Raw genomic sequence first — 11,794 nt, 5'->3', positions numbered from 1 at the left:
AAAACTCAATATGTTTAAAATTTAAATACTAATAACTTTCAGCATTTACACATTGTTTTGTCAAGCTTCCAAATAGAAGTAGCTAAATCCGTGAGAGCCTCGCACCTATAAAAAATCTGTTCTTCACTCCACTCATGAAGCTTTGAAATAGTTCTCGCACCATGAAATTCTGATGTCGAAAGGATTTTTTTCTTCTCATCAAAAATAGCGTTTTTTATTTTTCTATTTTTACCTTTCTCGAGAAGAATAGTATTGCCAATAGAATTAATCCATCTTGGGTAAGGTTTACTAAATAAATTCATCTCTTCCCCCCATGAATCACAATTTTTTGGTAAAACATGTTCAAGATCGACTTCTAAAAAATCGGGTATAAGTGCCTTCGTAGAACCTAAATGAAGTTCTATTTTGCAAGCAATATATTTGAGGATAGTAGAGCTTTCTGTTTCGTAATTTGAAAAGCTTTCTTTAAACGAACTTTGCACCTTTTCGATTAACGGTAAAAACCCCTCAAGAATTTGATCATTACTCTTCCCTGTCTTCATATCAGTTAACATTTTTTTGAATAAGGAGTCAATTTCCCCTATACCATAATCACAAATCGTCACCCAACGGAACAAGAGATTTAAAGATAACTCTGACAGTCTTTCCAGAATAGATTCATTATTCTTCATGGCATACAAAAAACATGGAAGATGAATTGTATAGCCTAAAAGATTCATCTCAGCCACTTTTTCTGCCCATTTACCACTGGTATTGATTTTAGGCCAATTTAAATTAGACTTGTTTTTTAGTTTATCAAATGAATCGGCATTATTGATTAAATTACTTAGGAATTTCCTTGTGTTGGCCTCGTTGTTTCCGATTGTTTTTCTAATTGTTTTATATAACGTTGCCTTAGTAACATCCATAGACTCATAAGCATTCCAATATACTTTTATATAATCTACAAAGCTGGCAGGAACAACTTGTATTTTCTTTACCAGATCATCCCATTCACTTAAAGCAGCATCTTGATAATTATTTGAAACATTACTGAGAATTTTATTTTTAAGTAAATCAGCAACTGATAAATCCATGCCTTTTGAGTTCAAAGATTCAAAAATAACATAAGCATCAAAATCGTCTTCAACCGTAATTGTTACAAATTTCAGCTTTGTAATTATGAATCTGAAAAATTTCTTCATTTCATTTAACGAATCACTTCTTCCAAAAAAATCTTTCCTTATTTTATCTTGAAAAAATCGTTTTGCTTTGGTTACTCTATTAGATTTATTACTAATATTAGTTGTAATCTCTCTAAGTGAGATATCTAATGCATCTTCAAAAAATTTCGAGTCTTTATTGTTTGCTCGTAAATAATAGTCATCTTGTTTAATGTGTCTATTTACACTTGCAAACAAAGAGTCCGCAATATCCTCTCTTTTTTCGTAGGAGCAATTTAGATCATTCTCTGAAATGAGACCATCAGAAACCAACTTTGAATAATCCTGAATAACAGAAAGAAGCAACATAAAACTAATTGTACGTTGCTGACCATCAACAATGTCATAATGAGTTGTATTTTTTTCTCGACTAGCCAAGAGCAAAGTGCCCATGAAATATTCTTTTCCATCACTGTAGGATGTAATGATGTCATTCCATAGTTCAGTTAGCTCATTATTTGACGTCCAAGAATAATCCCTTTGATATCTTGGTATAAAATAACGCGTATCTAATCCATAAAATATTTGTTCTAAATTCTTACCATCAGCTTTAATATTCATTTTCGTCCCTTATTACAATAATTTAGTTTAGATTGAGTCTATTTCAAAAAAAGAGGGGTAATATTTGTAGTTCTTTTTAAACTCTAAGACCTCTTCTTGATTAAATATTTTCTTATCAAAAATTAAATTATCATCCCCAGGCATCTTTTCCATGAGATATCTTATTTCTTTATTAGTTAAATTCGGTACTTTAATCTCATATGAACAATCACTATCTTTATAGAAAAATAATTCATTAGCTCGGCAGCTTTCAATTTTCGCTTGTTCACTCGAGTTAAAAATAACAAAACTTAAAGTTGACATTCTAGCACCGTCTGCATAATCAAAGTAAGCAACTTGTTGGAGCTTGAACTTATCTTTATCTAAAATAGATATATTACGCTTAGACAGCACACTTTCAATTTGTGAAATAATTACTTGACGAATAAATTTAGAAAATTTAATTTTATTTGTCCACCCACGCTCATCAAAATCTCCTGGGATAAATTGCTTACCAAAAACCTCTTCGAATTTGCGTCTGTATAACTTGTCAACATTCCTTCCGAAATGTTGAATAAGTTCTTTTTCCCTATAAGGTTCAGAATTATAACTCAACGTGATTATACTTCCACTTGGTAAGCGCTCAACAAGAGTAGACAAATCAGTCAACATTATTTTTGAAAATGCTGAGTCGTAATCCAACCAAACTATCGATTTTTTTGTAAGGTTTAATTTTGGCAAAACTTCACTTGAATGACCAAATTCTAACTTCACGCAATCATATGGTTTATTAAATAGATATTTTTCTTTAAATCGAGTATCGCTCTCAATACTTGTCATATCTTGGATATTGAGATATCTGTGAAACATTATAAAATCAACAAAATACTTTGAACCGAAACCAATATACTGGTAGTCAGAAAAAACACCGACAGGTGAAAGACGGACAAAAATATCCCTGAGCATTTTTCTCTCAATATTTTTCGCCGCCCGAATGCTATAATTGATAATATTTCCAGAATTAGCCATTTTGCAGCTCATATTTCATGTAATATTTAAACGTTTCTATACCAACTTCCTTGTTGGTTGTAACATTCAATGCTTCTTTAGCCAATTCAAGATCTTTCTGCAAGATTGTATATTGTACCACTCCCACTTCAGGAAGTGATTTTTTCTCTGCCGCATCAGGTCTTACAAAATCTGTATCTTGTTCAACTTCAAATAGCTGAATATTATTAGCATTATCAATTGCATTATTCAATGGCCTAATATCTATAGCGCCATCTCTAAATGCCATATCTTCTTTCATTCTTTCCTTTAAGAAGGATATCACAGGCCTTGCTGCAACTTTCATTTCATGCAATGCCGCTCTATAAACAGCATTATCTCTGTCTATTCCTGTTTTAGTTGTTGTCCATGGAAGCTTACTTGAATCTTCACAATTAAACTCAACAACCCCTCTGAAATATGCATAATCAGGATGATATTTTGGAATGCCATCAACTTGCCATCCAGTAATATTACTTTGTTCGGCAAATTCAACTAAGCGGCCATTACATATAATATACCACCCACCTTCTTCTAGACTTCTAGAGGAAACCCCTGCCATGACATTAACTGAAACTCCGTTAATATCAATTAATTTCCTATAAACGCCTAGCTCTGGTGACGAAAGAAACGTCAGTTCAAATTTGGATATTTTCGCTCCATTTAAATTAATATTCATGCCAGAGTTGATGCTTTTGAAATGCGCAACTGAAATTTCATGACTCAAAGAGTTGATAAAAATAGCCTGATTTAATTGCTCATTGATCTCTCTATATAAGTTGCTTACAGAAATTATTGTTTCACCGTCATTTAAATGATAGTCGGCCTGAGACTCATCATAAATAATATCAAATGTCCACTCTTCATTCTTTTTCCATTCATCAACATCTATATTAATACAAAAATATTCATTATTTTTCTTAGATGCCACATGGAAATTTCTTCCTAGTTTGAAAAGAGTTCTTTTCATCCCAACACCAAATTGCCCAACTGAATTTGGTGTTGGAGGACTTTTTTTTGACCGACCAAATCTAAACGCATAATCTTTAGCAGCCTTAATATCCATACCGCCACAATTATCAAAAATAATAAACTTATTATCTTCTATAGTGAGTGTGACATCGGCAAATTTCTTGTCATTTTTTCTGGCGGCATCGATGCTGTTATCAATAAGATCCAAGATAGCTCTATCTAATGCGATATCCCTTGTTAACATATCGATGAAAAATTCCTTAGTAGGACTGGCATCAATTTGTTCAGTCATCATAAACTCCTGAAAGTGCGAATCAAGTGTAATAAAAATATTACCTTAGTTATCAATGGATAGAGATTAACTCCATTGACATTGGCAACGCAAATAGAATATGTACAAGACTGGGTTGTGTCACACTAGTTGTAAAATTAGATGCGTATAAAAACCTGTGATTTCAATATGTTATAAAATACAATATTGAAACATGCTTTTTAAAGACTAAAGGGATGTACTTTAAACTTTTGATAGCTGAACTTAATACTAATGCAAAAAGAGATTTTGGTGCCGAAGGCCGGACTCGAACCGGCACGTATTTCTACGGTTGATTTTGAATCAACTGCGTCTACCGATTTCGCCACTTCGGCACTGAAGGGGATGCGGAAACGTTGTGGATTATACCTGTCGCGCGCCGCCATGCAAGTGACGACGCGCGAAACCCGCGCTAAGTGCCCAAAAAACCAGCGCCCTGGTTACTCCAGCTCAGACACTGCAAGACGAATCACCCCTGCCGCCTTCTGCTCCGGCAGCGCCAGCACCTTCGCCCACATCTCCTGCACCATATCGCAGGAGAGCTTCTCCTTGCCCACCGCCTTCTCCGGCATCTGCAACAGCTGGATATCCTCGCCGTACTTATCGGCAAGCGCCTTCATAATCGGCCGGACATCCTCGACAGCCGCCTCGCGTTCGGCTTGCGTCACGGTGTGGCGGTTTTTGCCGTAGGCCGCGCGCATCATGTCGGCGTCGGCCTGCATTCGCCGCGTCATCAGGTCTTTATCCAGCATGCGCATCGGATTCACGCCGCCCTTCACCATCGGGTAGAGGAAGCGGAAGCAGGCGTCGTCGCTCACCTTCTGGATGGCGGCAGTCTGCTCCATGTTGATGGTCATGTAGTTCACCACGTTGGCGTCCGGCGCGTTTTGCAGGCGCGACATCTGCAAATGCAGGATCTGCGGCTGGATGGTGTCGATAATCTGCTGCTCCGGCTCGCCGGCCTTTTGCAGGGCGGCCATCTGGTCGAGGATGCGCTGATGCAGCGCGGGCTCCTGCTCCTTAATCACCTGCCAGGCAGGCATCGCGTTGAGGGTGGTATCAATCTGCGCTTCCGGAGCGCGTTGCCTGTCAAAGAACACCCAGAACGCCACGGCGGCGGCCGCGACAATAACAACGACCGTACTGATCCACGTTTTTTTCATCTCGCATCCTTATCCTTGAGTTGTGCCGGTTTACACCGGCACGCCGCTGTGGAAGCGAAACTCGTGGTCCGGTGTCGAGATAAGTGTGGCTTCAATTTCGCCAAAAAGCTTTATGCGCGGTGAGATATCGTCGTCGCTCACCTGTTGGGCCAGCGTCAGGTAGTCCTGATAATGGCGCGCTTCCGAGCGCAGCAGCGAGAGATAGAACTTCTGTAAGTCATCGTCGAGGAACGGGGCCAGCGCGGCGAAGCGTTCGCAGGAACGGGCTTCGATGTAGGCGCCGCAGATGAGCTTGTCGATCAGCGTCAGCGGTTCGTGGGTGCGCACTTCCTTCAGCATCCCTTTGGCGTAGCGGCTGGCGGTGATTTTGACGTACGGAATATCGCGGGCCAGCATCGCCTCACGCACCTGCCAGAAATGGTGCAGCTCCTCTTTAATCAGCAGCACCATGCTGCCGATGAACGCCTGGCCCCACGGGTCGTCGGTTTTGGGCATCACGCTTTTGCCAATCTGCCTGTGCAGGGCGATGAAGTCCGGCTCCGGGCCGTCGCGAAAGGTGAACTGTTCGTAGGGTTTGAGCCAGTCGAGCAACGCATCGGCACCGCTTTCGTCGGCGACGTATTTACGCACCAGCAGCAGCGCGGTCTGGGCGGCCTTGAGCTCGCACACCATGTGGTCGGTGAGCAGCAGCGGCAGGTTCGCCGGATCGCGGGCTTTATCAATCCATGCTTGCGGGGTCGGACACTGGAGGAAGTTGAGTACGGGGGCGAGTATCTGCGGGTAATCCATGGTTCTGCCTTGAAAAAAGCGGTGGCGCGCGCCACCGCCTGAAACGCTTAGTGACGCACGCCGTCGTCGTCTTCGTCGACGTAATCTTCGTCGTCGCCTTCTTCGCCGTCTTCACCGTTCGGATCTTCGAAGTAGGTTCCCCAGCCGTCGTATTCCACTTCAAACTTCTCGGCCAGGTTCATCAGCTGTTCTACCTGCGCGTCGATCAGCTCCGCCTTCAACGCGCCTTCGCTCAGGATGTCGCAGCAGATGACGGTGTCGCCCTCTTCCACTTCCAGCTCTTCCGGCTCGGTCACTTCGTAACCCAGCTTGAAGGCTTCCACGGCCATTTTTTCCAGCGCTTCAAAGTCGTCCGCAGAGAAATGGTGCTCGATGGTGTACAGCGCGTCCGGATCGCTACCGTCTTCCAGCAGTTCTTCAATAATCAGACGCGTCTCTTCGCGTTGCTCTTCCAGTAATTCCGGGTTTGCCATGGGTCAATCCTCTTTAAGTGCGGCAGATACTTCTATTTTCACACACGGACGGGTTTGCCTCCACCTTTGTTGGAAAGATTTGTGAAACGGGGTTGCAAATGAATAATTACACATATAAAGTGAATTTTAATTCAATAAGTGGCGTTCGCCATGTGAGGATAAAATGTCTGATCTGTACAAGAAACACTTTCTGAAATTGCTCGACTTTACCCCTGCACAGTTCACTTCTCTGCTGACCCTTGCCGCACAGCTCAAAGCCGATAAAAAAAAGGGCAAGGAAGTACAAAAGCTTACTGGCAAAAACATCGCGCTCATCTTCGAAAAAGACTCGACCCGTACACGTTGCTCTTTCGAAGTTGCCGCATTTGACCAGGGCGCGCGCGTTACCTATTTAGGGCCGAGCGGCAGCCAGATTGGGCATAAAGAGTCAATTAAGGATACCGCACGGGTGCTCGGGCGGATGTACGACGGCATTCAGTACCGCGGCCACGGCCAGGAAGTCGTCGAGACGCTGGCGCAGTATGCTGGCGTGCCGGTGTGGAACGGGCTGACCAACGAGTTCCACCCGACGCAGCTGCTGGCTGACCTGCTGACCATGCAGGAGCACCTGCCGGGCAAGGCGTTTAACGAGATGACGCTGGTCTACGCGGGCGACGCGCACAACAACATGGGCAACTCGATGCTGGAAGCGGCGGCGCTGACCGGGCTGGATCTACGCCTGGTGGCCCCGAAGGCCTGCTGGCCGGAAGAGAGCCTGGTGGCAGAGTGCAGCGCGCTGGCGGAAAAGCACGGCGGGAAAATCACCCTGACGGAAGACGTGGCGGCGGGCGTGAAGGGCGCGGACTTTATCTATACCGACGTGTGGGTGTCGATGGGCGAAGCCAAAGAGAAGTGGGCGGAGCGTATCGCGCTGCTGCGCGGGTATCAGGTGAACGCGCAGATGATGGCGCTGACCGGCAACCCGAACGTGAAGTTCCTGCACTGTCTGCCGGCGTTCCATGACGACCAGACCACGCTCGGCAAGCAGATGGCGAAAGAGTTCGATCTGCACGGCGGGATGGAAGTGACGGACGAGGTGTTTGAGTCGCCGGCGAGCATCGTGTTCGACCAGGCGGAAAACCGGATGCATACGATTAAGGCGGTGATGGTGGCGACGCTTGGGGAGTGATCCTTTCTCCCACATTGATTCGGTGCGCTCTTCTTGCCGGGTGGCGCTGCGCTTACCCGGCCTACAAAACCCGTAGGCCCGTGCAAGCGTAGCGCCGCCGGGCGAATCAGGCGACGATGCGGCCTGATGCCCTCACCCCGGCCCTCTCCCACGGGGAGAGGGAGCAAACCGGCTCCATTTCATTGATTTTTCACCCCGAAAAAGGTACGTTTTCGCCTTAATTCCAGCGTGGACATACCAGCATTATGCCGATTATTCAGTCTGTTGAACGTGCGTTGCAGATCCTCGACCTGTTCAACGAGCAGGCCACCGAGCTTAAGATCACCGACATCAGCAAGCTGATGGGGCTGAGCAAGAGTACCCTCCACTCGCTGCTGAAAACCCTCCAGCTTCACGGCTATATCGATCAGAACCCGGAGAACGGTAAGTATCGCCTCGGCATGAAGCTGGTCGAGCGCGGGCATTTTGTCGTGGGCTCGATGGATATTCGGCAGAAGGCGAAAGGCTGGCTGACGGAGCTGTCCCGGCGGACCGGGCAGACGACCCATCTGGGGATCCTGGACGGGCGTGAAGGGGTCTATATCGAGAAGATTGAAGGCAAGCTGGCCGCCATCGCCTATTCGCGCATCGGCCGCCGCCTGCCGGTTCACGCCACCGCCATCGGCAAGGTGTTGATTGCCTGGCTGGGCGAGCCCGAGCTGAACGCCCTGCTGGAGGGCTATCAGTACATTACCTTTACGCCTTCCACCCTCGCCTCTCGTGAAGCACTAATGAGTGCCCTGGCGCAGACCCGCGAGCAGGGCTATGCCCTGGATAGCGAAGAGAACGAGCAGGGCGTGCGCTGCGTGGCGGTGCCGGTGTGGAACCACGAGTCCCGCGTCATTGCCGCCCTGAGCCTGTCGACGCTGACCTCCCGCGTGGACGACGCTGAGCTGGCTAATTTCCGCGAGCAGCTTCAGCAGGCCGGGCTCCAGCTCTCACGCGCGCTGGGCTACCCGGCCTGAGCCGTCAGACCGGCTCGTAGGTGAAGTAGTCGAAGTCAGCGTGGCAGCCGTCGCCGCTGATGTCCTCGCAGTGCAGTCCCACAAACGCGCCGGTGAAGAAGCCGCGCCCGCCGATATAGTCATCCGACAGCTTCCACGCCTCATACGTCACCGGCACGGCATGCCACGTCTCGCCGTCGAACGAGTAGCTGTAGCGGTAGACCAGCCTATCCACATCCACCCTTAGCCAGACGCTCTCAGCCTGTTCCGGCACCGGAATCGGCTGCTCGTGCAGCGGCCATGACGGCACGTTGTGGTCAAGCTGGATCACCTTAATCGTTCTGCCCTGCCCCTCCTCGTAGTCCACAAAGCAGTAGCTCCAGTTTTTGCTGTTGTAGTAGCAGGTCAGCCCCGCGCTCTGCTGGAAGTGCACCGGCGAAAACTGCATCCGCGTCTCGGCCCGGAAGGTGAAGTGCTGCCAGCGGCGCGCCACGGTCGACTGGGTAAAGGTCGAGTTGAGCGAGTCATTGCCGTATAACCGTAAATAGCCGGGGCGCGCGGTGAGCGAGCCGAGGGTGTCGTCGAACGGAATGCGCAGGGTCTGCAATTCAGGGTCAAGCGTGCTGCCGTCGAAATCATCCCGCCAGCTGCCCTGAGCGGCGGCGGGCTGCTCCGCCATCTGCGGGCCTTTCACAGTCAGCTGCGCGTGCTTGCCGCCCTCCACGTACGGCCAGCCGTCGCGCCATTCAATGCGGGTGATGCCGGTCTCACGCCCCAGCGGGCAGTAGCCGCGCCCGCCGGAGGCCAGCAGCGGCACGCCCGGCAGGCGCAGCGGGCGGCTGGTGAGGTAGGCCATGTACCACTCCCCGGTGTGGGTTTGCAGCAGCGAGCCGTGGCCGCTCTTTTGCAGCGGGTTCTCCGGCAGGTGCCAGCTGGTCATCATCGTCACGTCCGGGTGCAGCTCGTACGGCCCGTCGATGTTTTTTGCGCGCAGCACCACGACGGCGTGCTCGTAGCTGGTGCCGCCTTCGGCAACCATCAGGTAGTACCATCCCGCGTGGCGATACAGGTGCGCCCCTTCGGTGTAGCAGAGCGGCGTGCCGGTAAACAGCGTTTTGCGCTCGGGCGAGAGGGTGCCGGTCTGCGGGTCAAACGCCTGCATCACGATAGTGTTATGCGGGTTGCTGTGGTGGCGCGGCCCCCACGGGCGGTAGAGGTAGTATTTGCGGCCATCGTCGTCGTGGAACAGGGACGGATCGAACCCGCCGTTGCCCATCGGGATCGGCTCGCTCCATGGCCCCTCAATGGACGGCGCGGTGACGAGGAAGTTGCGGCCATTTTTCCACGGCGAATCGACAATCTTCACGTCGGTATAGAGCAGCCAGAATTTGCCGTCGGCGTAGCTCAGGCACGGCGCCCAGATACCGCCGGAGTCCGGGTTGCCCTTCATGTCCAGCATCGACACGCGGTCCAGCGGCGTGCTGACCAGCGACCAGTTTTTCAGGTCGCGGGAGTGATAGATGCGCACGCCCGGGAACCACTCGAAGGTCGAGGTGGCGATGTAGTAGTCCTCGCCCTGGCGGCACAGGGACGGGTCCGGGTTGAAGCCGGTGAGTATCGGGTTAGTGATTTCCATGTTGCCTCCGGTTAATGGGATGCGGCTGTCGCGGCGTCGGGAATGGCCTCGCCCTGCGCCGCGCGGTGCTTGATCAGCTGCTGGCTGATGGCCTCCACGCGGGCGTCGGTGAGCTTATAAAACGACAGCATGATGAACATGCCCGCATAGAGCACCACGGGCACCACGCAGAACAGAATTTTGATGGTGGTCAGCACCTCGACCGGCTGCACGCTGCTGCTGGCGGAGTAGTTCACGTACGCCAGGATCCAGCCCACCACCGCCCCGCCAATTGCCAGGCCAATCTTCAGGCTGAACAGGTAGGTGGAGAACACCAGCCCGTCGAGGCGGCGCCCGCTGCGGCTTTCTTCGTAATCCACCACGTCAGAGGCCATCAGCCATTGCAGCGGCGTGGTGGTGTTAAAGACGAACAGGAACAGGATGTTGAGGGCGAAAATCAGGGCAATATGCTCCGCCGGCGTGAAGAAGATCAGAAGGCTAATCAGAGAGTAAGCGACAATGATCCACTTAAAGGCGGTGACGCGGTCGAAGCGGCCCAGCAGACGAGACGAGCAGAGCGAGCCGAACATGGTGGCGAGGCTGCCGTAGAGTAAAAACTGGGTCGCCATCTCCGGGTGATCCATCACGTATTTCACGAAGTAGAGCGTCGCCCCGCCGCGCACCACGTTGGAGCAGGTCGCCATCATCTTGAAGGCGCACATGATCCGCCACTGGCCGTTGCCCAGCAGCAGCTTAAGATCTTTCGCCACCGACGAGCCAGGCTGCACTTCAAAGGTGTAGCGCTCTTTGGTGGTGAAGAAGCAGACATAAAGCAGGACCACGCCGCTCAGACCCAGCACGCACATGGCGCCGAAATAGCCCACCTGCTCGTTCCCTTTGCCGATGATGCTGACCAGCGGCAGCGCGATGCCGCTGATGGCGAGCGACCCCGCGGCGGCGAGGAAGAAACGCCAGGACTGAAGGGCATGACGCTCTTTCGGGTCGGCGGTGATCACCCCCGGCATGGCACAGTACGGGACGTTAACGAAGGTGTAGACCAGAGTCAGCAGAATGTAGGTCACGCAGGCGTAAATGATTTTGCCCTGCGCGGAGAAGTCCGGCGTGTAGAAGGTCAGCATGCAGACGATGCCAAACGGGATGGCGCCCCACAGCAGGAACGGGCGGAACTGGCCGTAGCGGGTGCGGGTGCGGTCTACCAGCAGCCCCATCAGCGGATCGGTCACGGCGTCGAGCACGCGGGAAACTAAAAACAGCGTCCCCATTATGCCCGCGGAGAGACCGAACACGTCGGTGTAGAAATAGGCCAGCAGGAACATCGTGGCCTGCCAGACGAAGCCGCAGGCGGTATCACCCAGCCCGTAGCCAATTTTGTCTTTCATGGTTAATTGCGTCATCAGAATTACACCCTTATGTAGTGTGCTGAATTACAACATTGTGTTACTGGAGTGTAATGAGCTGCTCAATTAACCAGCAATGGTCATATCTTATTTCTGAATTACGTTATTTCGCTT

Annotated in this window: 11 protein-coding genes and 1 tRNA gene; 3 read left to right on the top strand and 9 right to left on the bottom strand. The window is 49.8% G+C overall.

Annotation, left to right across the window (positions count from 1 at the left end; genetic code table 11):
- Positions 1-38: 38 nt before the first annotated feature.
- From FZF21_RS02675 to rraB, 7 genes are all read right to left on the bottom strand, one after another.
- Entirely contained in the window at positions 39-1,763 is a 1,725-nt protein-coding gene (locus FZF21_RS02675; RefSeq protein ID WP_149121093.1) for a DUF262 domain-containing protein, read from the bottom strand.
- Between the two features lie 27 nt (positions 1,764-1,790).
- Entirely contained in the window at positions 1,791-2,771 is a 981-nt protein-coding gene (locus FZF21_RS02670) for an O-methyltransferase (protein ID WP_149121094.1), read from the bottom strand.
- Positions 2,764-4,056, bottom strand: a complete 1,293-nt coding sequence (locus tag FZF21_RS02665; RefSeq protein ID WP_149121095.1) for an ATP-binding protein — start codon at positions 4,054-4,056, stop codon at positions 2,764-2,766. Before FZF21_RS02665 ends, FZF21_RS02670 begins: the two co-directional genes overlap by 8 nt.
- A gap of 265 nt (positions 4,057-4,321) precedes the next feature.
- A tRNA-Leu gene (locus tag FZF21_RS02660) sits at positions 4,322-4,406 on the bottom strand.
- Between the two features lie 105 nt (positions 4,407-4,511).
- Positions 4,512-5,234, bottom strand: coding sequence for a topoisomerase II (locus tag FZF21_RS02655; RefSeq protein ID WP_149121096.1), 723 nt, complete (start codon positions 5,232-5,234; stop codon positions 4,512-4,514).
- 30 nt (positions 5,235-5,264) lie between these two features.
- Complete coding sequence (miaE, locus tag FZF21_RS02650; protein ID WP_047637797.1) at positions 5,265-6,023, bottom strand: tRNA isopentenyl-2-thiomethyl-A-37 hydroxylase MiaE; 759 nt, start codon at positions 6,021-6,023, stop codon at positions 5,265-5,267.
- A 47-nt stretch (positions 6,024-6,070) separates the two neighbouring features.
- On the bottom strand, positions 6,071-6,496 hold the full coding sequence (gene rraB / locus FZF21_RS02645) for a ribonuclease E inhibitor RraB (protein ID WP_017694625.1): 426 nt from the start codon (positions 6,494-6,496) through the stop codon (positions 6,071-6,073).
- Positions 6,497-6,594: 98 nt separating this feature from the next.
- Here rraB and FZF21_RS22155 point away from each other — a divergent pair, with 98 nt between their 5' ends.
- The 3 genes from FZF21_RS22155 (at position 6,595) to xynR (ending at position 8,668) form a co-directional block, all read left to right on the top strand.
- Positions 6,595-6,690 (top strand): hypothetical protein, encoded by a 96-nt coding sequence (locus tag FZF21_RS22155; RefSeq protein ID WP_213014347.1) that lies wholly within the window; start codon positions 6,595-6,597, stop codon positions 6,688-6,690.
- Positions 6,660-7,664 (top strand): ornithine carbamoyltransferase, encoded by a 1,005-nt coding sequence (gene argF, locus FZF21_RS02640; RefSeq protein WP_149121097.1) that lies wholly within the window; start codon positions 6,660-6,662, stop codon positions 7,662-7,664. Before FZF21_RS22155 ends, argF begins: the two co-directional genes overlap by 31 nt.
- A 245-nt stretch (positions 7,665-7,909) precedes the next feature.
- Positions 7,910-8,668, top strand: coding sequence for a DNA-binding transcriptional repressor XynR (gene xynR / locus FZF21_RS02635; RefSeq protein ID WP_015572531.1), 759 nt, complete (start codon positions 7,910-7,912; stop codon positions 8,666-8,668).
- A gap of 4 nt (positions 8,669-8,672) precedes the next feature.
- On the opposite strand, the gene FZF21_RS02630 is transcribed toward xynR, so the two are convergent.
- Positions 8,673-10,283, bottom strand: a complete 1,611-nt coding sequence (locus tag FZF21_RS02630; protein ID WP_149121098.1) for a glycoside hydrolase family 43 protein — start codon at positions 10,281-10,283, stop codon at positions 8,673-8,675.
- Between the two features lie 11 nt (positions 10,284-10,294).
- Entirely contained in the window at positions 10,295-11,677 is a 1,383-nt protein-coding gene (locus FZF21_RS02625) for an MFS transporter (protein WP_017694629.1), read from the bottom strand.
- Positions 11,678-11,794 lie beyond the last annotated feature (117 nt).

It is taken from the genome of Enterobacter sp. LU1 (genome assembly GCF_008271405.2).
In the GTDB taxonomy this organism is placed as follows: Bacteria; Pseudomonadota; Gammaproteobacteria; order Enterobacterales; family Enterobacteriaceae; genus Enterobacter; species Enterobacter hormaechei_C.
The sequence above is the reverse complement of the archived record's forward strand: the minus strand, read 5'-3'. Positions and strand labels throughout refer to the sequence as shown.